This window comes from Pseudomonas guineae (assembly GCF_900113745.1).
GTDB classification, from domain to species: domain Bacteria; phylum Pseudomonadota; class Gammaproteobacteria; order Pseudomonadales; family Pseudomonadaceae; genus Aquipseudomonas; species Aquipseudomonas guineae.
The window spans coordinates 494,657-516,661 of record NZ_FOQL01000001.1; the positions used below are offsets into that span (position 1 = coordinate 494,657).

Below are 22,005 nucleotides of genomic sequence, written 5' to 3' on the forward strand. Positions count from 1 at the left end.
CGCTCCCCCGCCAACACAGTTGTTTTGCCTATTTACGCGCCGCGCTCTGGCGCTTAGCACAGCCTTGTTTCAGAATCATGTCAGCCTGCATCTTGCGGCTGATTAGGCATTGCTATTGATGATCAATGGCAACCCCCAGGAGTACCCGTGCGCGTTACCTGCAATTGGCTGAGACATCCTTCCAGCGCCCTGTTGACCCTCAGTTTTTTATTACTTGCCCTGCCATTACTCAGCCGCTACGCGCTGGGTTGGTCGCACCCTTACGGCTATCTGTCAGACCTGGCAATCGGCAGCCTGTTGTTGGTGAGCTTGCATGAGCGCGCCAGACTGCTGAGCATTCCCCTGTTGTTGGCCTGGTGCATTTTCACCTTAAGTACCGCCGAACTGGTCACAGCAGTGGGGCGCATGCCGGAACCTGCTGATTTGCACTATTTGGCTGACGCGCAGTTTGTCAGCCATTCAACCCAGGGCGCAGGCTTGAGCCAACCGCTACTGGCCTTGACCATGGCCGTATTGGTAGCACTCTACTTGGGTCTGCGCAGCTGGCAGGCACCACGCCGCACCGTACCGCTGTCACGCGCCTGGCTACTGCTGCCGTTTGCACTGTTTGCCGTGCACAGCATCGGCCAGCAATTCAAACCCAGCGAAGCAGACCAATGGCTGCAGTTCAACCTGCCGCACAAATTGCTCGCGGGAAGCGCCAATAACGGCCAGCAATATTTGGCCGACTGGCTAGCGCCGGATGAACCGAGCAGCCCACCCGATATCAGCGGCCTGAACCAACTCGACCTGAATGGCACACCTCTGCTCAAGCAGGCCGGCAGCGCCCGCAATGTGCTGATCATTACCCTGGAAGGCGTCACCGGGGCTTATATAAACGCCAGTCGCCAGGCCATCGGCAGCAGCTATGCACAAGATCCGATGCCGCGCCTGAGCCAATGGGCAGAACGCGGCATGCTCACCACCGACTATGTACTGCACGGCCATCAGACCATCCGTGGCCTTTACGCCATGCTCTGTGGCGATTACAACAAGCTCGACACGGGCACCCCGAAAGGTGTCGAGTTGCTCAACAACCCCGCGCGCAGCGGGCAGTGCCTACCGGCGCAATTGCGTGAACGCGGCCTCAGCACGCACTTCCTGCAAGGTGCCGGGCTGCGCTTTATGGCCAAGGATCAAATCATGCCGCAGATGGGGTTCGAGCAAACCCTCGGCCGCGACTGGTTCAAAAACAAGCCCTACATCGAATTCCCGTGGGGCATGGACGACAAGGCTTACTTCGAAGGTGCCCTGGGTTACGTGCAGCAGCTGCGTAAAAAGCAGCAACCCTGGATGCTGACCCTGCTCACAGTCGGCACTCACCAGCCCTACTCTGCGCCACAGGAATACCTGGATCGCCAACCCAACGCCAAACTGGCAGCGATTGCCTATCTGGACGACGCCGTGGCCGACTTCCTCAATGCCTTAGAAAAACAAGGCGTGATGAAGGACACCCTGGTGATCGTCACCTCGGATGAATCCCATGGCCTGGAGAACGTGCGCCTGGCCTCAGCCTGGGGCTTTAACCTGCTGCTGGCCCCCGAACAAACTCAGCTGCCCGCACTCAAGCAAGGCGTATACGGCCATGTGGACCTGACTGCATCGGTGCTGGACTACTTCGCCTTTCCCGTACCAAGCAACATCGCCGGGCGCTCACTGTTGCGTGACTACAGCACTGGCCGCGAAATTATCTCCTACACCAACGGCTTACTGCGCCAGCATGACGGCCAGGGCACATTGACCGAATGCGACTTCCAGAGCGTTTGCCGGCGCTACGCCAGCCCAGGCTTTATTGCCGACAGCGCACGCTATCTGGGCCGTTTCACGGGCAAGCCCGCGCGCTTGATCAGCCAGCGCGCCGGCTTGCTCGACCAATCGCTGAGCAGCGGCGAGGCCGAGCAGCACTACCAGTTCGCCAACAAGCAGCCGATAAAACTCAACCCCAGCGTTAGCGATGACTGGGCGGACAACCTCGTCGGGGCGCAGTACCTGACCTTGGCAAAGGACACGCAGACAACGGTGACCTTGAAAATCCGCGCCTTGAGCATGGATAAGCCAGGTGCCAGGCTGCACTTGAAAACCAAGGAATACGACCGCGATGTGGCTTTGCCGATCCCCGAGCTGCCGCTACTGACCCGTGATAAGCCGGTCGAGATCAGCTTCATGTTCGACAACCCGGCAGCGCGCAAGGCGTTCTCTTTTCACCTGACGGGCCAGGGCCAAGGCGCGATCGAAATCGTCGATTTCAGCGTCAGCAGCACACCGCTTGAACCTGAAACGAAACTACTGGCAGCCCAGGAAGTGCTAGACGAGATAGCCCCCACACCATAGGCGTTGAGCCACAGCGCACTCAGCGAAGTCAGTGCATCGCGTAGCGCCGCTCTATGGCTTCATACTCACCACTTAGCCGCAGCGCTGCCAAGCCTTGATTAAGGCGCTCACAATCGGCCTGCTGGCGGCAGCCTAACTTGTAGTCGGTTGGCGCAAAAATCGGGTACAGGGCCAACGGCTGGCTCACGTCGACCTGGGTGTACACCTCACGATTGAAGTAGCGCAGGATACGCATGTCTCCCACCACCACATCAACCCGACCGCTGTAGAGCATGCGGTTACGGGCAATCTGAAACGCTTCCTCGCGGTACCGCGGATTGCTTTCGGCCATGGCTTGAAATTCACTGCCAAGCAGAAAACGTGCACGCTGAAAAGCATTCACCGAGTACTTGCCCAGATCACTGATACGCAAGATATCCAGGCTTCTTGAGCGCAACGCTACGGCAACATTCTGGTAGCGGATATACACGTCTGAATAAAAACCAGCACCGCCGCTAAGCTCGTTGGTGGTGGCAATAACATCAATCTGACCCTTGCTCAGCATCAGGTTCAAGCGCCCCATCGGGGCGTAATACGCCACGGGCTCAAGACCGCCAAGCTGCGCGGCAGCCATCACAATGTCGTATTCCAGGCCACGAGGTTGGTTCTCGTATATATACGGCGGTTTATTGGTACCAAAACCGACTCGCAAACTTTGCGCCGAAGCCGCCAGGCTATATGCCAGCAGAAAAAATACCCACACCCACTTCATGGCAATACCTAAACTTAACCAGCTCCCAGCATAGCCGGCTATGTCCTGGCTCTGCACGGTTCTATCACTGAAATCGATTAATCCGAATTAGTCGCCTGGAGCCCTCACAGGGCTAGACTCTTCCCACCCAAGTCAGCCCACATACTGGAGAGCTTTCATGCTTAAAGCCGAATACCAACAACGCGGCCCGCAACCTCATGAGGTAATCGCCGCCGTTGAACTGCAACTGCCGGAGCCCGGCGCAGGCCAGGTACGAATCAAAGTGCTGGCCGCTCCGATCAACCCCTCCGACGTCCTCACCCTTACCGGCGAATACGGCATGCTGCCGCCGCTCCCGGCAATTGGTGGCAATGAAGGCGTAGGCCGTGTTGAAGCGCTGGGCGCCGAGGTCAGTAACCTTAAAGTCGGCCAGATGGTCCTGCTACCCGTGGGTAGCGGTACCTGGGTCAGCCATTTGAATGCACCCGCCAACAAACTGATCCCTTTGCCGGAAGCCGACCCGCAGCAACTGGCGATGCTCACAGTCAACCCGCCGACCGCCTCTCTGCTGCTCAGTCAGTTCGTCGAGCTTAAGCCCGGCGACTGGGTGATCCAGAATGCCGCCAACTCAGGTGTCGGCAGTTACCTGATCCAGCTGGCGAAATTACGTGGGTTCAAGACCATTAACGTGGTCCGCCGCGAATCGGCCGTCGCAGGCGTTGAAGCCGAAGGCGGTGATGTGGTGCTGGTTGATGGCCCGGATTTGGCCAAGCGCGTACGCGCCGCCACAGACGGTGCAACTATCCGCCTCGGCATCGATGCGGTGGGCGGCGAAGCCACTGACCATCTAGCGGCCAGCCTTAGCGAAGGCGGCATATTGGTCAACTACGGCATGATGAGCCGCCAACCGTGCCAGGTATCGCCGTCTTCCTTTGTATTCCGTGGCGTTAGCCTGCATGGTTTCTGGTTAGCCAAATGGTTCCAGAACGCTAACCAGGCCGAGCAAATGAAGGTTTTCGGTGAGCTGGTGCAATTGATCGCCAGCGGCAAGCTGCACACTCGTGTTGCCGCCACCTATGACGTCAGCGAAATCAAGCAAGCCGTGGCGGCCGCCGCCAGTGGTGAGCGCGATGGCAAGATTCTGATCGTACCGAAGTAAGCCTCAGCCAAACGACGGCGGATAGCCCGCCGTCGTTTGGCCTCAGGTAGTCGCACTCATCAGCCACAGCACCAGCCCAGCAAGGGCCATGTGCAGCAAGACGATCAACCAGAACACCAATTGATAGCTCAGCTTGCGGTTCTTGTGACGAATCAGGCGCTGGGCCAGCAAACCGCCTGGCCAGCCACCCAACACTTCATACAAATGCAGGCGCGCCTCGGGCGTGCGCTGCTGACCCTTGATGGCAAACTGTTTATCGCGGTAATACGCCACAAAACAGACCAGGCTCATCAGCCCGTATACCGCTGCCAGCAGCGGCAGCAGATTAACGTCCAGCAACAACGGTTGCAGACGTTCGTGCCAAAGCGGCGCAACGCCCTGAAGTAACGCCGGGTAACTGGCGTAGTCGCTGACGCTCAGGGCCAGATTGCTCTGCGCAATGGCGCAGGGCTGATCGGTGTAAAGCACCACACCATCAGCCTGTAGGCATTTGTGCACTGCGCCTTGCACCTGCGCGGCAACAAACAGCCCAGCAAACCAGCAGACCCAGCGGCCCATGGCGTTACTCGGCGGCGAGTGTGCGGCGCTTCAACGGCGCTAAGCCATCCTGGCTGACCAGTACCGAAGCATCAGGCTTGGGTTTGTTGATGGTGTTGCGCTTGCTTGGCGCCTTAGCGGCTGGCTTTTTCGCAACAATCTTCTTGCCGGTTTTCGGGTCGATCTTTTTCTTCTTCGGGCCAACCGCTTTACCGGATGCCTTGAGATTTTTCGGGCCTTGGTAGATGCCCTTGATGTCCTTGATGTTACGGCGCTCGAAGCGCTGCTTGAGGTAGCGCTCGATGCTCGACATCAGCGCCCAGTCGTTATGGCAGATCAGCGAGATCGCCAGCCCCTCGGCGCCAGCACGGCCAGTACGACCGATGCGGTGTACGTACTCATCGCCGGAGCGCGGCATATCGAAGTTGATCACCAGGTCTAGGCCGTCGACATCCAGGCCGCGCGCCGCCACATCGGTGGCCACCAGAATTTTCACCGCGCCCTGCTTGAGGCGGTCGATGGCCAGCTTGCGGTCTTTCTGATCTTTCTCGCCGTGCAAGACGAAGGTTTTGAAATCGTGGGCGACTAACTTGCCATACAGACGGTCAGCCTGAACCCGGGTATTGGTAAAGATGATCGCCTTGTCGTAGGTCTCGTTTTTCAGCAACCACTCGACCAGACGCTCTTTGTGGTGGTTGTGGTCAGCGGTGATGATCTGCTGACGCGTGCCTTCATTGAGCTGGCTAACGCGGTTGAGCTGCAAATGCTCAGGCTCTTTCAGCACCTTACCAACCACCTCACGCAACCCTGCACCACCACTGGTGGCGGAGAACAGCAGGGTTTGACGTTGGGCATTGCACAGCTCGGACAAACGCTGCACGTCATCGGTAAAGCCCATATCGAGCATGCGGTCGGCTTCGTCGAGCACCAGCACCTCAACTTCATCGAGCAGCAGGTTGCCGGCGTTGGCGTGCTCAATCAGACGGCCCGGCGTGCCGATCAGAATGTCCACCCGGCGCAGCATGGCCGCCTGCACTTTGAAGTCTTCACCGCCGGTGATCAAACCAGCCTTAAGGAAAGTGAATTGAGCAAAGCGCTCGACTTCCTTGAGGGTCTGCTGAGCCAGTTCGCGGGTCGGCAACAGGATCATCGCGCGCACGCTCATGCGCGGTGAGGAGGCACCGTCACCAAGCAGGCGGTTGAGCATCGGCAATACGAAGGCCGCAGTTTTACCGCTGCCGGTTTGCGCGGTTACCCGCAGGTCTTTTCCTTGCAACGCCAGCGGAATGGCCGCCAGCTGCACCGGGGTGGGCTCGACAAAGTTCAGCGCAGCCACGGCTTTAAGCAGGCGTTCATGCAGGGCGAATTGGGAAAACACGGGATAACCTCGACGAAAAACAAAAAATCAGCCGTATAGCCTAACGCTTTCCGGGCCGGCGGCCGAGTGACTTTGCATATTCAGGGCAATAAAGCGACCGCCGCCCGTGAACAAAACGCAGATCAACGGTTCAAACTAGCAAGAAACTCCGCCTTCTAGCCTTGGAGCACATAATGCGCAACTTTCAGAAAGCCTTGTTAATCAGTTCTACCTTGGCGCTCACTCTTGCCGCGCAGAGCAGCATTGCCGCGCCTAAGCATGATAACCCTGGCAAACAAGGTGGCAGCCAACACAGCGACATCAGCGTAGACCTCAACGGCCCATCGATTGATATCGGCCGGGTGCGCATCGTTTTGGGCGAGAACCGCAACCTGATCGGCTCCACTCGCACCTTACCGCCTGGCATTGCCAAAAACCTGGCCCGTGGCAAACCGCTGCCACCCGGCATTGCGAAAAACTTCGACAGCCGCCTGCTGGGCCAGTTACCCCACTATGACGGCTATCAGTGGCAGCAAATGGGCACTGACGTGGTGCTGGTGGCCATTGCCAGCGGCATCATTTACGAAGTACTACGCAACGTCTTGGACTGAGCACACTCACTGCTCGGCAAATGAGGCGCTGCGCCGCTGCTTGATCAGCAGGCGCGCGCTGTCCCACCCGACCAGCAGCACCGCCAACCAGATCGGCAGGTAGGTCAGCCATTGCGCACTATCAAAATGCTCACCCAGAAACAGCAGCGCCACCAGAAACAACAGCACCGGTTCGACATAACTGAGAATGCCGAATAACCCCATCGGTAGCAGCCGACTGGCCGCCATCATCGCGGCAAACGCCAACGCACTGAGCAAGCCCAGGCCAGGCAGTAGCCACAACAGCTTTGGCGCCTGAGTGAACAGCTCGGGCGGCCCCCACTGCACAATTATGTAGATCGCCACCGGAGCCATAAACAGCATCTCTAAAACAAACCCGGACAAAGAATCCAGGCGCATCCAGCGGCGCAACATGAAATACGGCGGATAGCCCAGCGCCGTCACCATCACCACCCAGGAAAACGCCTGGGTCAGCCACAGCTCGTGGGCGACACCAAGCAAGGCGCTGAACACTGCCAAGCGTTGCAACGGCCGCAACCGCTCGCCATAGAACACGCGCCCGACCAGAACCATGGCCAGCGGCAGGAGGAAATAACCCAGCGAGACTTCCAGCATGCGCCCGGACAACGGTGCCCAAACAAACAACGCCCACTGAATCCCCATTAGCAGTGCGGCCACGGGCAGGCTGGCCAGCAGCAGCGGTTCGCGGCGTAAGCGAGCACAGGCGGCCAGCAACAACGGCCACTGCCGCGACAAGGTCACCAGCAACAGCACCGCCGGCAACGACCAGAGCACTCGCTGGGCAAACACCTGCAAGCCATCGAGCGGGGCCAATAGCTGCACATAGCCAGGCACCAGGGCAAACAGCACCGAGGCGATAATCGACAGCGCTACACCACGCCCAGACAGTTGCATCACACCACCCTACTCATTCAGACCTCAACACATTGCCTAGCCTGTAGTTAAGACCACAGCGCGCAAGCGACAAGGCCGCGACCATACCCGCTGACGTCTAAAAAAGCTCGAACCCCATGCTCTAGCGCATGCAATGATGGCTCCCAGGCGGCGACGCGACACATAAAAGGCCCGCACGGCAGTAGCCGGGCGGGCAGAGGAACTCAGGGGCAGCAGACGCCTGGTAATTAGGCGGCAGCGGATAAGTCAGATCGCTTGGGCCAGTTGCGCCTTGGCTTGGCTCACGCCTTTTCCCATAAAGTCGCCGCCCAGGTTGAGGCCTTCGGCGTGGATGAAGCTGACATCGTGGATACCGATAAAGGCCAGCGCCTGGCGCAGATACGGTTCCTGGTGATCCAGATTGCTACCGGCGTAGATACCGCCACGGGCAGTCAGAACAAAGGCACGCTTGCCGCTGAGCAGGCCTTGCGGGCCGGTTTCCGTGTATTTGAAGGTCACCCCGGCGCGCAGCACATGATCCAGCCAGGCTTTCAGGGTGCTCGGGATAGCGAAGTTATACATCGGCGCTGCCAGCACCAGCACATCGGCGGCCAGCACTTCGTCGGTCAATAGATTGGACAACGCCAGAGCCGCCTGCTCGGCTTCACTTTGTTGCTCGGCCGGGGTCATCCAGCCGCCCAGCAGATTGGCGTCCAAGTGCGGCACCTGTTCAACCGCAAGATCACGCACCTTGATCTGATCCGCTGGATGAGCGGCCTGCCAGGTGATGATGAACTGTTCAGTCAGCTGGCGCGAAACCGAACCTTGTTGACGGGCGCTACTTTCGATTACTAGAACGTTTGCCATGCTGTTTGCTCCATCTAAGAGACACTGATGTGTCGATGGGCAAAGAATAGAAGCGTAAAAAACGATTAAAAAGCGTAAAAAACCGCACAAAACAATCGAATAAATTGATTTATGCCCCGAGCGCGCTTAGTCTCAAGGCATTGAACAGGTTACGAAAGCTCGCAGGTCAGCTTGACTCGCAATTTAATAATGCTGCGGGTGGACTTATGCGTCAGGTTGCTGCTTTCACCGGGGGCTAAGCTCACCTTGCGAGTGCGCGGCGCTTCTGGACCATTACGAAATATCGCCGTGCATTTGGCTTCGCTGCGGCCATAGTTGTAGAGCTGCAAGGCGCCCATATTGTGGTCAATTTCTTGGGTACTGGCTGATACTTCAGCGCCGTTGAGCTGTTTCTCCACCTCAATCGGGTAAGCCATCACAGTCAACGGCAAACAGGCCAGCAGCGCGCAACAGAGCTTTTTCATCAGGGCAATCTCCAGCAAAAGGAGGCCAGTTTAGGTTGATTGAGTCAGCATTTGCACCCTAGAACTTGAGTGCGTATAGGAACTGAATATGAAAGCCCCCCGCGTAACCCTCGATCAATGGCGCACCCTGCAGGCAGTGGTCGACCACGGCGGCTTTGCCCAGGCCGCCGACGTGCTGCACCGTTCGCAGTCCTCGGTCAGCTACACCGTGGCACGCATGCAGGAGCAGCTTGGGGTGCCGCTGCTGCGTATCGACGGACGCAAAGCCGTACTCACCGAAGCCGGCGACGTGCTGCTGCGCCGCTCGCGGCAACTGGTTAAACAAGCCAGCCAGTTGGAAGACCTCGCCCATCATATGGAGCAGGGCTGGGAAGCCGAAGTACGCCTGGTGGTAGACGCCGCTTACCCCAATGCACGCCTGGTGCGTGCGCTGACCGCCTTTATGCCGCAAAGCCGCGGCTGCCGAGTTCGCCTGCGCGAAGAAGTGCTGTCTGGCGTGGAAGAGGTGATCAAGGAGGGCACTGCTGATCTGGCTATTAGCGCGTTGAATATTCCTGGCTTCCTCGGCGCCGAAATGAGCACCGTGGAGTTTGTCGCCGTCGCCCACCCCGATCACCCACTGCATCGTCTGCAGCGGGTCGTAACCTTTCAGGATCTGGAAACCCAGATGCAGGTAGTGATCCGTGACTCTGGCCGTCAGCAGCCGCGTGATATCGGCTGGTTAGGGGCCGAACAGCGTTGGACGGTCGGCAGCCTGTCTACTGCGGCCAGCTTCGTTAGCAGCGGCCTGGGCTTTGCCTGGTTGCCGCGCCACCTGATCGAGCGGGAGCTCAAAGACGGCCAACTCAAACTTTTGCCACTGGAGCAGGGCGGCAGCCGCAACCCATTGTTCTATCTGTACTCGAACAAAGACACGCCCCTGGGCCCGGCCACGCAGATTTTGGTCGAGTTGATCCAACGTTTCGATGCCGCACCTTTAAACGCAGCCTTTGCTGCGCCCCTGCCCTCCGCCTGAGAGGAATGTGTAGATGTCTTATTTCGATAACGATGGCTGCCAGCTGCATTACGAAGAATACGGTCACGGAGCACCAGTACTGTTGGTTCATGGCCTTGGCTCAAGCACCCGCGATTGGGAGTACCAGATACCCGAGTTGGCGCGCCACTACCGGGTAATCGCCGTCGATGTGCGTGGCCATGGCCGCTCGGAAAAACCCCGCGAGCCTTACAGTATCAAGGGCTTTGCCGACGATGTCGCGGCGCTGATCGAACACCTGCAGCTACCGCCGGTGCATTTAGTCGGTATCTCCATGGGTGGGATGATCGGTTTTCAGCTCGGCGTCGATCGCCCCGAACTGCTGAAGAGTCTGTGTATCGTCAACAGTGGTCCCGAGGTCAAAGCCAAGAGCCCACGCGACTATATCGAGATCGCTAAACGCTGGAGCCTGTCGCGCCTGCTCAGCCTCGACACCATCGCCAAAGCCTTGGGTAAACTGCTGTTCCCCAAACCCGAGCAGGCCGAGCTGCGGCAGAAAATCCTCCAGCGCTGGCCGCAAAACGACAAGCGTGCTTACCTGGCCAGCCTGGATGCGATCATCGGCTGGGGCGTGCGGGAACGCCTGGCGCGGATCAGCTGTCCGACCCTGGTGATTACAGCCGATCGCGATTACACCCCGGTGGCGCAGAAGCAGGCTTACGTCGATGAGTTGCCCAATGCGCGCCTGCTGGTGATCGAAGATTCACGTCACGCCACACCACTGGACCAACCCGAACACTTCAACAGCAGCTTGTTAGCCTTCCTCGCTGAAGTCGAACAGGCCGCACCCACTGCCAATAAGGACTCAAACGCATGTTGAAAAAACTCACCCTCGCCGCCTGCTCTGTGTTGTTTGCCGGTAGCCTGCTGGCTGCGGAAAACCCCAAGGTGCTGTTAACCACCAGCCTCGGCGAGATCGAAATCGAACTGAACGCCGAGAAGGCGCCGATCAGCACTGCCAACTTCCTCAGCTACGTGGACAGCGGTTATTACGCCGGCACCCAGTTCCACCGGGTAATCCCAGGCTTTATGGTGCAAGGCGGCGGTTTCGATGCCGACATGCAGCAAAAAGACACGCAAGCGCCGATCAAGAACGAAGCCGACAACGGCCTGCACAACGTGCGCGGCACCCTGGCCATGGCCCGCACTCAGGTACGCGACTCCGCCACTAGCCAGTTCTTTATCAATCACAAGGACAACGCTTTCCTCGATCACGGCTCGCGTGATTTCGGTTACGCGGTATTCGGTCAAGTGACCCGCGGCATGGACGTGATCGATAAAATCGCTCAAGTGCCGACCGCCAACCGCGGCGGCAACCAAAATGTGCCGCGCGAGCCGGTACTGATCACCGCTGCCAAACGTCTGTAACTTCGAAACTGGCTGGGTAGTAGCTACCCAGCCATGCGATACGGCAACAGCCTGCGGGCCTGTTCGGCATAGCCGCGTACGCCTTGCTGTTCTTCCTCGAGAAAGTTCGCCACCGCCGCGCGTAGGCCGGGGTGGCAGAGGTAGTGCCAAGACTGCGTGATCACCGGCTCGAAACCGCGAATCAGCTTGTGCTCGCCCTGGGCGCCAGCATCGAAACGCTGCAGACCATTGCCAATGGCATAGTCCATACCCTGGTAGAAACAGGTCTCGAAATGCAGCCGGTCAAACTCGGCCAAACAGCCCCAGTAACGCCCATATAGGCTATCGCCGCCGATCAGGCTGAACGCCATGGCCACCGGCCTACCGGCTTGGTGCGCGAGTACCACACGGATCATCTCGGGCATGCGCTCGGCCAATAGGCTAAAGAACGCGCGTGTCAGGTAAGGCGACTGGCCGCGCACGCGGTAGGTGTTGGCGTAGCACAGGTAAACGAAATCCCACTCCAGCTCGCTGAGTTGATGACCCTCGCGCCACTCGAACTCGATGCCCTGCCCCGCCACCTGTTCACGCTCCTTACGCATCTGCTTGCGCTTGCGCGAACTGAGCGCATCGAGAAAGTCCTGAAAGTCCCGATAGCCACGGTTACGCCAGTGGAACTGGCACCCCAAGCGCTGCAACCAGTCCTCGCGCCCCTGCAACAGCTCATTTTCAACCTCGGTGGTGAAGTTGATATGCAGACTCGATAGCCCTTGCTGCGACAGGCCGCTGGTCAACCCATCAAGCAGTTGCCCAGCCGCCTGCGCCGTACCGATTAGCCGCTGGCCCGTTACCGGGGAAAAGGGAATGGCGCCCAACAGCTTGGGGTAATAGTCGATCCCAGCGCGGTGGCAGGCATCCGCCCAGCCATGGTCGAACACGTACTCGCCGTAGGAATGACTTTTCACATAACCCGGCATGCCGGCCAGCAACTGGCCCTGCTCGTCGAATAGAGCCGCATGAGCAGGCTGCCACCCCGTGCGCCCGCCCAAACTGCCGCTGTCCTCTAACGCCGAAAGAAAAGCATGGCGCAAGAACGGCTGGGCATCAGTCAGTAAGTCATCCCACTGGCTGGCGGCAATTTCATGAATGGAGTTCAGCGAGGTCGGCAACATCGGCAGCTCGGCGCATTGGACAAGGCTGCACTATAGCCGCATGGGCTTATGCCTGGCGCGCTGGATAAGCGGCAATCGACCTGCCAGATAACCTGGCCTGGGTGCCACATTAAACGTCGCCCAGCCACGCAGGCATAAAAAAGCCCCGCGCAAGGCGGGGCTTAAAGGCGGAGCAGCGGTTAAATAGTGTGGCTTAGAACACGTACTGCAGACGGCCGACGATGGCTTTGCCATCGTCTTCAACTTTGTAGTTTTGGCCGCTTTTCACAACATTAGAGTTCGTGTTGATGTTGTCGACTTGGTAGTCGACGTAGTTCAGGCTCATGCGCACCGAAGGCGTAGCGAAGTAGTTAACGCCGACTACAACTGCATCAGCGGTGAAATCACTATTGGCATTCTGAGCAACCACACCCACGATACCGCTCATCAGCTGGCCAGGAACAGCAGCTGGGTCAGCATCAATAGTGCTGCTCTCGTAACGGGCGAACACTTCGAACGTACCTTTCATATCAGTCGGCTTGTCCCACTTGCCCGCACCAGCTTTATAACCACGAGCACCACCGATCATGTAGGAAACCTGGCCGTAGTAACCGCTGGCGTCTACATCAGCATCAGCACCACCGGCGTTTTCACCCGAAACCTGACGCTGGAAGTATTCAGCAGCTGCGCGGAACGACCCGAACTGAGCGCCCGCTTCCAATACCCACTCAACATCTTTGTCGGTTTTGGCCGTGCTGCCGAAAGCAATACGCGCGTCGTCGTCACTGCGGATGCCCATACGCGTACGCACGCTGGAGCCGTTATCGTCCGGGTTGTTGCTGTGGTAGTTGGCACCCAGGTGAATAACGTCAGTACCGTTCAGGTAAGGCGCCCAGTTGGCGCGCAGGGTGTAGCCGAACAGCTCATCGTTGCCGTCTGTTTCTTTTTTGTCGTAGTTGGCGACCTGGGCCATCAGGCCATAGTTATCACCGGTGTGCATGACGTTAACGCCAAAGGAAGCATCTTCGTCGCCATTGAGGAAATCATACATAAACGGACGCTCAATGGCAGTGATCCACGACGAGCTCGTGGTGTTCTCAAGGCCGTAGTCAACACCGAAGCGACCGACAGTGACATCAGCAAAATCCAGCCCGGTGTAAGTGATATACGCACGGTCTACATCGGTGCCGCCTTCATAGCCATCGTAGGACAGACGAACGCCCCAGCCCCAGTCCTTATAAGACACACCTTCCAGACCAATTTCGCCGCGACGGATAAAGGTGTTGAAGGTGTCATCGAATGGGTCAGCCTGGCGACCCGCCATCAGGCCATCAAAGTTAGTGGCATCCCACTGCAACTTGCCACCCAGCTTGAAGCTGAACTCTTTGTCAGTGGTGGCGACTTCCAGACCACCTTTGGTTTTGATCACGAGATCGGCACCGTCGGTGCTGACGGTGCCTGCGAAAGCCTGGGCGGAAACGGCCAGGGCCAGGGCGCTGGTAGCGAAGCCGGCCATTACTCCACGAAAGCTGTGCTTACGGATCATCGAAGATTCCTCTAAATGGACTTTAAGTGTTGAAAACACCCGAGCGCTGAGGGCTCGTTCGTGCTGAGGGGAATCTTGGCGGCGAGATATTTCAGAGCAGTTGCTGATATATAAATATTTGATGACAGCGGAACTTTTTACTTCGTTTGTGAATAAGTAGGTTCACGGCCCAGGCTGTCCGTCACAAACGCGTTAGCGATAGAAGATTTTTGCCGCCAGCCAACTGATCCGTCACACTAGATACCCCGAGCAAATGCTCGTTTTCCAAAGCCTGCAGACTTCGTATGACCCGATCTCCGTTTCGCCGTCTCGTTTTTGGCACCTTGCGCCGCCTGCTGTACCTCTGGGTGCGCTCAGAAACCATCAACCAGTCCGCTTTCACCCTCAAGCTCGACCGCACCAAGCCAGTGTTTTACGTGCTGCAGCAGCCGTCGCTGAGTGATCTGGCTGTGGTCGATACGGAGTGCCGCAAGGCGGGCTTACCGAGACCGGTGCTGCCGGTATCGGCGGGTAACTTGGAAGAGCCCGCAGCGTTTTTCTACCTGACGCCAGAGCCCGATTGGCTCGGTCGCCAGGACAAACGCGGGATCTCGCCGACCCTGCAACGTCTGGTCAGCGCGCTGAGCCAGCATGCGGTGGACGATGCGCAGATCATTCCAGTCAGCGTGTTCTGGGGCCAGTCGCCTGACCGCGAAACCAGCCCATGGAAACTGCTATTCGCCGACAGCTGGGCCGTCACCGGCCGCCTGCGTCGCCTGGTGAGCATCCTGATTCTCGGTCGCAAGACCCGCGTGCAGTTCTCCACGCCCATTCATATGCGCGAGCTGGTCGAGCAGGACAAAGGCCACGAGCGCACCTTGCGCATGGTCCAGCGCATCCTGCGCGTACACTTTCGCAACCAGAAGGCCGCCGTCATCGGTCCGGACGTCTCGCACCGGCGCAACCTGGTCAAAGGCCTGATCCACGGCCCGCAGGTGCGCCAAGCCATCATCGAAGAAGCTGAGCGTGAAGGCATCAGCCTGCAGAAAGCCGAAAACCAAGCGCTGCGCTACGGCAACGAGATCGCCTCGGACTACACCTACACCGCGATCCGCTTTCTTGAACTGGTGCTCAGCTGGTTCTGGAACAAGATCTACGACGGCATCAAGGTCAACCATATCGAGGGCGTGCAGGATGTAGCCCAGGGCCATGAGGTGATCTATGTGCCCTGCCACCGCAGCCACATTGATTACCTGTTGCTGTCCTATCTACTGTTCAAAAACGGCCTGACACCACCGCATATTGCCGCTGGCATTAACCTCAATATGCCGGTCATCGGCAGCTTGCTGCGTCGTGGCGGCGCGTTCTTTATGCGTCGCACGTTCAAGGGTAATCCGCTGTACACCGCCGTGTTCAACGAATACCTGCACACCCTGTTCAGCAAGGGCTTCCCGGTGGAGTACTTCGTCGAAGGCGGGCGTTCGCGCACCGGACGCATGCTGCAACCGAAAACCGGCATGCTGGCCATCACCATGCGCAGCTTCCTGCGCAGTAACCGCCTGCCGGTGGTGTTTGTACCGGTGTACATCGGCTATGAGCGCGTGCTGGAAGGCCGCACCTACTTGGGCGAATTGCGCGGTGCGAGCAAGAAGAAAGAGTCGATCTTCGATATTTTCAAGGTCATCGGCGCACTCAAACAGCGCTTTGGCCATGTCTGGGTCAACTTCGGCGAACCGATCAAGCTGGCCGAATTCCTCGACAGTGAGCAACCTGACTGGCGCGAGCAGGATTACGGCACGCAGTTCCGCCCAGCCTGGCTGAATGAGGCGACCCACAACCTCGGCGAGCGCGTGGCCCAGCACCTCAACGAAGCTGCCGCGATCAATCCGGTCAACCTGGTCGCGCTGGCACTGCTTTCCACCAGCAAGCTGGCGCTGGACGACCGTGCCCTGGCGCGAGTGCTCGACCTGTACTTGGCCCTGTTGCGCCGCGTGCCCTACTCGCCGCACACAACCTTGCCGGACGGCAATGGCCAAGCGCTAATCGAATACGTGCAGAAGATGGACCTGCTGGCTGAGCAGACCGACCCGCTGGGCAAGATCCTCTATCTGGACGAGCACAACGCCGTTCTGATGACCTACTACCGCAACAACGTGCTGCACATCTTCGCCCTGCCGGCGTTGCTCGCCAGCTTCTTCCAGAGCAGCGCACGGATGAGCCGCGAACAAATTCTGCGCTTTACCAAAGCGCTCTACCCCTACCTGCAATCCGAGCTGTTTATCCGCTGGGAATTGGATGAACTGGACGCTGTGGTCGACCAATGGCTCGCCGCCTTTGTCGAGCAAGGGTTGCTGACCCTGGACGGCGACACCTATGTGCGCCCGGCGCCAAGCTCACGTGAGTTCGTCCTGCTGACCCTGCTGGCCCGCGCCATCGTGCAGACCCTGCAGCGCTTCTACATGGCCACCGCCCTGTTGCTGAATGCCGGGCAGAACGCTATCAGCGCCGAAGAACTGGAAGACCTGTGCACCGTGATGGCTCAACGCCTGTCGATCCTGCACGGCCTGAATGCCCCGGAATTCTTCGATAAGAGCCTGTTCCGCCACTTTATCCAGAGCCTGCAGGACCAGGGCGTGCTGCGCCAGGATGAAGCCGGCAAGCTCAGCCATCACCCGCTGCTCAACGAGTTGGCCGAGGGCGCCGCCAAGCGCGTGTTACCGGCGGAGATTCGCCTGTCGATTCGTCAGGTGGCCATGGATCGCAACGAGGATGTGGCCGAGCCGGTGTAAACCGGCACGCCGCGCCGCCATGAGCGAAAACAACGAGCAACCCGCGCGCGCCTCACGCGCAGCGTTTCACCAGGCCAATCAAGCCCGCGCCGAAGCCGAGGCCCAGCGTCTGCTGGCGGCCAAGGCGCAACTGGGCGGGCACTGGCTAGGCTGGGTGGCCAGCGAACTCTACGCCCTCAAGCCACCCACTTACGCACAGATGGTGCGCCGCGAACTGCAGCGCCTAAGCCGCTAACTGCGGCTCAGATCAATCAAGCGGGATGACAACGCCTGCATCGCAGTACTGACCTCATCCAACGCTTGAGCATCGCGGGCATTCTCTTCGCTGATGCTGTGAATGCGTACGGCCAACTCGTTGATCTCTTGGGTGACGTGGCTTTGCTGTTGCGCTGCAACGGCGATCTGCTGGGCGCGCTGAGAAATATCATCAAAACTCTGCACCGTACTGGACAGTGCCGACGCGGCCCCTTCGGCCTCACCCACGGCATGCTCAGTACGTGCCTCCCCAGCCTGCATGGCTTTCACGGCCTGACGAGACGTCTGCTGCAGGGCGCTGATCATGGTGCTAATTTCGTTTGCCGAGTTCTGCGTTCTGCCAGCCAGGGTGCGCACCTCATCGGCGACCACCGCAAAACCACGGCCTTGCTCACCAGCGCGCGCCGCTTCAATAGCAGCATTCAAGGCCAGCAAGTTAGTCTGCTCAGAAATCGCTTTGATCACATCCAGCACCACGCCCACTTGCTGGCTGTCTTTCTCTAAGCGGCCAATAGCCAAGGCGGCCTCGGCCATCTCGGCGGACAGCGTCTGAATAGCGGCACTGTTGGAGGCCACCTTCTGCTGACCTTCCTGCACCACCGACAAGGAGTTTTGTGCGGTAGTGGCGCAGTCATTAGTGTTATGCGCCACTTCTTGGGCACTGGAAGACATCTCGGTAATCGCCGCCGCCAACTGGGTGTTCTCCTGGCGTTGCTGCTCGGCGCGCCCAGCCAAGGTGCTGCTCAGGCTGCCCAGCTGAGCAGCTTCTGCCTGCAGATGATCAGCCTCATCAGCAATGCGCTGGAGCATCGTGCGCAACTGCCCGGCATAGCGATTAACCGCATGGCGCAACGCACCAATCTCATCCTCACGCTCTACGCTCAACTGCACATCGCGGCTTGCCGAGCCACGGCCTAGGGAATCGATTTGCGCGGTAGTTTCTTCCAGCTGAGCAATCAGTTTGCGCCCAGCCAACCAAGCCAATGCGAGTAATACCGCCAACAGCGGAATCAGAAAAAGCAAAATATCCCAGGTCAGCGCCCAAGCTAGGCCGGTAACGCGCTCATAGGGCGTCACCAGGCCAATGACCCAACCGGTGTCGGGCATTACAAAAAGGCTGACGCGACTGGCCTGTTTGAGCTGCTCATCGTGTGCCAGGTCCAGGTTATGAATCACTCCCGCACTGCTGCTGCCGAGCGCCTCCTGAACAGGTTTCAGCCAGCTTTGCTGCTGCGCCAGGTCGGCAAACTTGAGCATCGCGCCGCCCTTGGCACCAGCTATACCGGGGAAATGCAGCACATTACCCGCTTGATCGAGGGCAAACGCATAGCCATCGGTAACCTTGCCTTGCTCGGTGAGAAAGCGCGATAGATCGTCCAGCAGGAGATCCAGGGTAGCCACACCAGCAAAGCGCCCAGCAAGCTGATAAGGCACGCTACACGTGACCATTGGCACACCGGTCACTGCATCCTGATAAGCCTCCGACCACAAGCAGCGACCTGCCGTACTGTTTCGTGCCCCGGTGTACCACGCATCGTTTTGATAGCCAGGGCCATCGGCAGCGTTGTAATCATCCGAGTAAGCCAGCCGCCCATCTCCACCGCGGGCCCAGAAGAAGCTGCGGCGTGCTACACCCTCAGTAAATGCATTCGGCTCGGGCCAGACACCGCCACCGGCGATGGCTTTATCACCCTGGTTATTAATCACATTAGGCAGCGTATTGAGGTACAGCGTTTCATCCAACGGCAGCACTTCGGAGAGGTGCGCTAAGCTCGCGGTCACCCCTTCAATACCAGACAGCTGCAACGCCAGCTGACGCACGATTGCGCCACCCGTCTGCTCAATCAACTCACCACTGGCGGCCACCACACGCGGCTGACCGCGCAGCGCCATTACGGCAAAAACCGCCAGGGCGGTAAGGATCAACAGCAGAATGCTGCCCAAGGTCAAACGCTGCGACAAACGAACGGGCACCAAAGCCATGCGATTACTCCTGCTGCATAAAGTAGATTCTTATATGTACGGCTAGAACAGCTTAAACACGCGCCCCGCTTCACTAGCAAACCAGATAGCGCACTCGGTAAACGACACCTTAATTAAGACTGCATGGTCAGAGTCTATAGGTGAATTGGGCCTATGAGCGGTTTTAGCCAGTTTCTCCAGGCCGCAAGGCTTACGCGCTGGGCGATAAGGCAATAGCGCGCAGGCCGGCAAACTACGCGACGCTCTGCACGCCTCACTAAGGCCCCAGACCACAGACTCTTGTTGGCGCCTCCTACGTGCTTATTTGCCTGCGCGACTCAGTCCGCTAAGCTCCGGAGATATCCCACACCGCACAAGGATGCCCATCATGCTTCGTTTAATGTCCCTGGCCGCCGGCCTTGCTCTTTCCAGTAGCGTCTTCGCCCTGTCCCTTGCCGACCTGACCCAGAGCGACGCCAGCGGCGGCCTCAAGGACGCCCTCACCCAAGGCGCGAAAGTGGCCGTGCAACAACTGGGCAAGCCCGGCGGTTTCAGCAATAACCCGGACGTACGAATCGAACTGCCGGGCAACCTCGGCAAGGCCGCAAGAACCATGAAAATGATGGGCATGGGCGCGCAAGTCGATCAACTCGAGGCGAGCATGAACAAAGCCGCCGAAGCCGCCGTGCCGCAAGCCCAGGCACTGCTGGTGGACTCGGTGAAGAAGATGACCGTGCAGGACGCCAAAAGCATCCTCAGCGGCCCGCAAGACTCTGCCACCCAATACCTCAATAAAACCAGCCGCGATCAGATCCGCGCCAAGTTCCTACCCATCGTCAAACAAGCCACCGACCAGGTCGGCCTGGCCAAGCAATACAACAGCTTTGCCGGCCAAGCCGCGAGCTTCGGCGTGATCGACGCAAAAAGCGCGAATATCGAAAACTACGTGACCGAACAAGCGCTGGACGGCTTGTTCGCCATGATCGCCGAGCAAGAAGCCAGCATCCGTCAGAACCCTGCCGGTGCCGCGACCAGCTTGGCGAAGAAGGTGTTTGGGGCGTTGTAAGAAGAGTTGGATGGATGTGAAAAGCCAGACGTGATGTCTGGCTTTTTTTAACACTATTTCGCTCCGCTCTCCTGACGGGATTCGGAGACCGCGTTGTTTGGGCGATTTGTGGAAGACAGAAGGTAAAAGCCAAAGCAGAAGTACCGCGGCCAAGGCCGCTCCTACAGGATTGCGGAAGACCCGTAGGATGGGTTGAGCAGCGCGATACCCATGCGGTTAATTGCTTGGTTGATGGGTATCGCTGCGCCCAACCTACCCTACGCTGCTCTCCATATCCATATTCAAACCGAAACAGCAAAGCTCTCAGTTAAAGCCCCTCTGACCGTACTGCCAGGCCCGAAAAACAAACCCCTGCTAATTTAGCGGGGTCTTGTCAGTCAGGTGTCAGGCTTATTCCGGCTGCGCAACCAGCAGGTCATTCTGATCACGGCTCCACTGCGGCAGCAGCGTGCCAATCAGCATACCGGCCAGGCTAAATAGCAGGCCCGCCAGCTGCGGCGGCCAGAACGCTGCTTCGCTCCAGGTCAGCTCCAGGTAGATCCACGACACCAGGCCAAAGGCGATAGCAACCAGCGCGCCCTGGGTGGTCGCACGCTTCCAGAACAACCCGGCGAACAGTGGCACCACGGCCGCTACCAGCGTCACCTTGTAGGCATTACCGACCATCTCGTAGATGCTCGCATCCGAGTACAGGGCAAACGTCAGGGTCGCCACCGCACATACAAAGATGATGCAGCGCATCAACAACAGGTGCTGCTTGTCGGTGAGCACCGGTAAAAAGCGCTTAAGCACGTTTTCAGACAACGTCACCGAAGGCGCCAGTAAGGTGCCGGAAGCGGTGGACATGATCGCCGACAATAACGCACCGAAGAACATGATCTGGGCGAACAACGGGGTTTTCTCAAGGATCAGCAGCGGCAGAATCATCTGCGCGTCTTCAGCCAGCCACTTCTCGACAAGCGCCGGGTCGATCATCGAGGCGGCATACACCAGAAAGATCGGCAGCATGCAGAAGCCGAGGTAAAACACCGCTCCGGTCATAGAGGCACGCGCTGCAATATTCTCGCTCTTGGCTGACATCACCCGCTGGTACACGTCCTGCTGAGGGATGGAACCGAGCATCATGGTCACCGCCGCGCCGATAAAGGCGACGATGTCCTTGGGCTCGAAGGCGTGCATAAAGGTGAACTTGCCTTCGCTGGCCGCCCTGCTGATGACCAGATCGGCGCCGCCGGCCATGTCGCTAAACAGCCAAACCAAGTAAATCAAGCCGACGACGATGACGATCATCTGGAAGAAATCGGTCAGGGCAATCGACCACATACCGCCGAATAGGGTGTACAGCAACACGATAAAGGTGCCGAGGAACATGCCCTGCGTGGTGCTGATACTGCCGTCGGAGATGACGTTGAACACCAGGCCCAGCGCGATCAACTGTGCGGCGATCCAGCCCAGGTAGGACATGACGATGACCAGGCTGATGATCAGTTCGACCTGCGGGCCGAAGCGCTTTTTGAAGTAGTCACCAATGGTCAGCAGGTTCATCCGGTACAGCGGCCGGGCAATGATCAGGCCGACCAGAAACAGGCAGCCGAACGAACCGAATGGGTCTTCAACGATTCCGGCAAAGCCGTCTTCAAGAAAGGTGGCGGGAATGCCCAGCACCGCCTCGGAGCCAAACCAGGTGGCAAACACCATGGCGGCGACAATGGGGAAGCCCATGCTGCGCCCACCGGAGGCGAAATCGCGGGTGTTATGCACCCGGGTGGATGCGTAGAAACCGATGCCGACAGTCACCAGTAGATAGAGCGCAACGAACCAAATCAGCATGTTTTCCCGTTCCACAGACGTCAGCCCAGCGCATGCGTGACCCGCGCAGGAAGCGCAG

At 58.6% G+C, this 22,005-nt stretch carries 18 protein-coding genes and 2 pseudogenes; 9 read left to right on the plus strand and 11 right to left on the minus strand.

Annotation, left to right across the window (positions count from 1 at the left end):
- Positions 1-147 precede the first annotated feature (147 nt).
- Positions 148-2,370 carry an LTA synthase family protein gene (locus tag BMZ32_RS02390; protein ID WP_090239096.1) on the plus strand — a complete coding sequence of 741 codons (2,223 nt, stop codon included), beginning with the start codon at positions 148-150 and terminating at the stop codon, positions 2,368-2,370.
- A gap of 28 nt (positions 2,371-2,398) precedes the next feature.
- Here the strand turns inward: BMZ32_RS02390 and BMZ32_RS02395 are convergent, their stop codons facing one another.
- Positions 2,399-3,121: a substrate-binding periplasmic protein gene (locus BMZ32_RS02395; RefSeq protein WP_090239099.1), complete on the minus strand. Its 723-nt coding sequence runs from the start codon at positions 3,119-3,121 to the stop codon at positions 2,399-2,401.
- A 157-nt stretch (positions 3,122-3,278) separates the two neighbouring features.
- Here BMZ32_RS02395 and BMZ32_RS02400 point away from each other — a divergent pair, with 157 nt between their 5' ends.
- On the plus strand, positions 3,279-4,259 hold the full coding sequence (locus tag BMZ32_RS02400; RefSeq protein ID WP_090239102.1) for a zinc-dependent alcohol dehydrogenase family protein: 981 nt from the start codon (positions 3,279-3,281) through the stop codon (positions 4,257-4,259).
- Positions 4,260-4,301: 42 nt separating this feature from the next.
- Here the strand turns inward: BMZ32_RS02400 and BMZ32_RS19545 are convergent.
- A pseudogene (locus BMZ32_RS19545) lies at positions 4,302-4,583 on the minus strand (DUF1294 domain-containing protein); the annotation flags it as partial.
- Between the two features lie 238 nt (positions 4,584-4,821).
- On the minus strand, positions 4,822-6,174 hold the full coding sequence (locus BMZ32_RS02410) for a DEAD/DEAH box helicase (protein ID WP_090239108.1): 1,353 nt from the start codon (positions 6,172-6,174) through the stop codon (positions 4,822-4,824).
- A gap of 173 nt (positions 6,175-6,347) precedes the next feature.
- Here BMZ32_RS02410 and BMZ32_RS02415 point away from each other — a divergent pair, with 173 nt between their 5' ends.
- On the plus strand, positions 6,348-6,764 hold the full coding sequence (locus BMZ32_RS02415) for an anti-virulence regulator CigR family protein (RefSeq protein WP_090239111.1): 417 nt from the start codon (positions 6,348-6,350) through the stop codon (positions 6,762-6,764).
- 6 nt (positions 6,765-6,770) lie between these two features.
- Here BMZ32_RS02415 and rarD read toward each other — a convergent pair whose 3' ends face one another.
- From rarD to BMZ32_RS02430, 3 genes are all read right to left on the minus strand, one after another.
- On the minus strand, positions 6,771-7,679 hold the full coding sequence (gene rarD / locus BMZ32_RS02420; RefSeq protein WP_090239114.1) for an EamA family transporter RarD: 909 nt from the start codon (positions 7,677-7,679) through the stop codon (positions 6,771-6,773).
- A gap of 246 nt (positions 7,680-7,925) precedes the next feature.
- Positions 7,926-8,525, minus strand: a complete 600-nt coding sequence (locus BMZ32_RS02425) for an FMN-dependent NADH-azoreductase (RefSeq protein ID WP_090239118.1) — start codon at positions 8,523-8,525, stop codon at positions 7,926-7,928.
- Between the two features lie 149 nt (positions 8,526-8,674).
- Positions 8,675-8,989, minus strand: a complete 315-nt coding sequence (locus BMZ32_RS02430; RefSeq protein WP_090239121.1) for a 3-phosphoglycerate kinase — start codon at positions 8,987-8,989, stop codon at positions 8,675-8,677.
- Positions 8,990-9,077: 88 nt separating this feature from the next.
- Here BMZ32_RS02430 and BMZ32_RS02435 point away from each other — a divergent pair, with 88 nt between their 5' ends.
- The 3 genes from BMZ32_RS02435 to BMZ32_RS02445 are packed head-to-tail and all read left to right on the plus strand — an operon-like array spanning position 9,078 to position 11,390.
- A complete protein-coding gene (locus BMZ32_RS02435) occupies positions 9,078-10,004 on the plus strand; it encodes a PA3225 family LysR-type transcriptional regulator (RefSeq protein WP_090239125.1) in 927 nt (308 codons plus the stop codon).
- 13 nt (positions 10,005-10,017) lie between these two features.
- Positions 10,018-10,842, plus strand: a complete 825-nt coding sequence (locus BMZ32_RS02440; RefSeq protein ID WP_090239128.1) for an alpha/beta fold hydrolase — start codon at positions 10,018-10,020, stop codon at positions 10,840-10,842.
- Positions 10,836-11,390, plus strand: coding sequence for a peptidylprolyl isomerase (locus BMZ32_RS02445; RefSeq protein ID WP_090239131.1), 555 nt, complete (start codon positions 10,836-10,838; stop codon positions 11,388-11,390). The genes BMZ32_RS02440 and BMZ32_RS02445 overlap by 7 nt, the downstream gene beginning before the upstream one ends.
- 23 nt (positions 11,391-11,413) lie before the next feature.
- On the opposite strand, the gene BMZ32_RS02450 is transcribed toward BMZ32_RS02445, so the two are convergent.
- Both BMZ32_RS02450 and BMZ32_RS02455 read right to left on the minus strand, forming a co-directional pair.
- On the minus strand, positions 11,414-12,541 hold the full coding sequence (locus tag BMZ32_RS02450) for a GNAT family N-acetyltransferase (RefSeq protein WP_090239134.1): 1,128 nt from the start codon (positions 12,539-12,541) through the stop codon (positions 11,414-11,416).
- 193 nt (positions 12,542-12,734) lie between these two features.
- Complete coding sequence (locus BMZ32_RS02455; protein ID WP_090239138.1) at positions 12,735-14,066, minus strand: OprO/OprP family phosphate-selective porin; 1,332 nt, start codon at positions 14,064-14,066, stop codon at positions 12,735-12,737.
- Between the two features lie 284 nt (positions 14,067-14,350).
- Between BMZ32_RS02455 and plsB the strand changes: the two genes are divergently transcribed.
- Positions 14,351-16,834 carry a glycerol-3-phosphate 1-O-acyltransferase PlsB gene (gene plsB / locus BMZ32_RS02460; protein WP_090239142.1) on the plus strand — a complete coding sequence of 828 codons (2,484 nt, stop codon included), beginning with the start codon at positions 14,351-14,353 and terminating at the stop codon, positions 16,832-16,834.
- 19 nt (positions 16,835-16,853) lie between these two features.
- Positions 16,854-17,069: a hypothetical protein gene (locus BMZ32_RS02465; protein WP_090241508.1), complete on the plus strand. Its 216-nt coding sequence runs from the start codon at positions 16,854-16,856 to the stop codon at positions 17,067-17,069.
- Here the strand turns inward: BMZ32_RS02465 and BMZ32_RS19720 are convergent.
- Together BMZ32_RS19720 and BMZ32_RS19725 are read right to left on the minus strand one after the other, a co-directional pair.
- Complete coding sequence (locus BMZ32_RS19720; RefSeq protein ID WP_425272860.1) at positions 17,066-18,196, minus strand: methyl-accepting chemotaxis protein; 1,131 nt, start codon at positions 18,194-18,196, stop codon at positions 17,066-17,068. The two genes, BMZ32_RS02465 and BMZ32_RS19720, sit on opposite strands and share 4 nt — an antisense overlap.
- A pseudogene (locus tag BMZ32_RS19725) lies at positions 18,182-19,072 on the minus strand (cache domain-containing protein); the annotation flags it as partial. The pseudogene BMZ32_RS19725 and the gene BMZ32_RS19720, both read right to left, overlap by 15 nt.
- A 367-nt stretch (positions 19,073-19,439) precedes the next feature.
- Here BMZ32_RS19725 and BMZ32_RS02475 point away from each other — a divergent pair.
- Positions 19,440-20,117, plus strand: coding sequence for a DUF4197 domain-containing protein (locus BMZ32_RS02475; protein WP_090239146.1), 678 nt, complete (start codon positions 19,440-19,442; stop codon positions 20,115-20,117).
- Between the two features lie 390 nt (positions 20,118-20,507).
- Here the strand turns inward: BMZ32_RS02475 and BMZ32_RS02480 are convergent, their stop codons facing one another.
- The gene (locus BMZ32_RS02480) at positions 20,508-21,947 is read right to left on the minus strand and encodes a high affinity choline transporter 1 (RefSeq protein ID WP_090239148.1); all 1,440 of its coding nucleotides are present in this window, start codon (positions 21,945-21,947) and stop codon (positions 20,508-20,510) included.
- Positions 21,948-22,005 lie beyond the last annotated feature (58 nt).

Excerpts from the sequence above, each read along its gene's own strand:
- BMZ32_RS02395 (WP_090239099.1), bottom strand. The coding sequence starts at position 3,121 with ATGAAGTGGGTGTGGGTATTTTTTCTGCTGGCATATAGCCTGGCGGCT.
- BMZ32_RS02400 (WP_090239102.1), top strand. The coding sequence starts at position 3,279 with ATGCTTAAAGCCGAATACCAACAACGCGGCCCGCAACCTCATGAGGTA.
- BMZ32_RS02415 (WP_090239111.1), top strand. The coding sequence starts at position 6,348 with ATGCGCAACTTTCAGAAAGCCTTGTTAATCAGTTCTACCTTGGCGCTC.
- rarD (WP_090239114.1), bottom strand. The coding sequence starts at position 7,679 with ATGCAACTGTCTGGGCGTGGTGTAGCGCTGTCGATTATCGCCTCGGTG.
- BMZ32_RS02425 (WP_090239118.1), bottom strand. The coding sequence starts at position 8,525 with ATGGCAAACGTTCTAGTAATCGAAAGTAGCGCCCGTCAACAAGGTTCG.
- BMZ32_RS02430 (WP_090239121.1), bottom strand. The coding sequence starts at position 8,989 with ATGAAAAAGCTCTGTTGCGCGCTGCTGGCCTGTTTGCCGTTGACTGTG.
- BMZ32_RS02435 (WP_090239125.1), top strand. The coding sequence starts at position 9,078 with ATGAAAGCCCCCCGCGTAACCCTCGATCAATGGCGCACCCTGCAGGCA.
- BMZ32_RS02440 (WP_090239128.1), top strand. The coding sequence starts at position 10,018 with ATGTCTTATTTCGATAACGATGGCTGCCAGCTGCATTACGAAGAATAC.
- BMZ32_RS02445 (WP_090239131.1), top strand. The coding sequence starts at position 10,836 with ATGTTGAAAAAACTCACCCTCGCCGCCTGCTCTGTGTTGTTTGCCGGT.
- BMZ32_RS02450 (WP_090239134.1), bottom strand. The coding sequence starts at position 12,541 with ATGTTGCCGACCTCGCTGAACTCCATTCATGAAATTGCCGCCAGCCAG.
- BMZ32_RS02455 (WP_090239138.1), bottom strand. The coding sequence starts at position 14,066 with ATGATCCGTAAGCACAGCTTTCGTGGAGTAATGGCCGGCTTCGCTACC.
- plsB (WP_090239142.1), top strand. The coding sequence starts at position 14,351 with ATGACCCGATCTCCGTTTCGCCGTCTCGTTTTTGGCACCTTGCGCCGC.
- BMZ32_RS02465 (WP_090241508.1), top strand. The coding sequence starts at position 16,854 with ATGAGCGAAAACAACGAGCAACCCGCGCGCGCCTCACGCGCAGCGTTT.
- BMZ32_RS19720 (WP_425272860.1), bottom strand. The coding sequence starts at position 18,196 with ATGCCCGACACCGGTTGGGTCATTGGCCTGGTGACGCCCTATGAGCGC.
- BMZ32_RS02475 (WP_090239146.1), top strand. The coding sequence starts at position 19,440 with ATGCTTCGTTTAATGTCCCTGGCCGCCGGCCTTGCTCTTTCCAGTAGC.
- BMZ32_RS02480 (WP_090239148.1), bottom strand. The coding sequence starts at position 21,947 with ATGCTGATTTGGTTCGTTGCGCTCTATCTACTGGTGACTGTCGGCATC.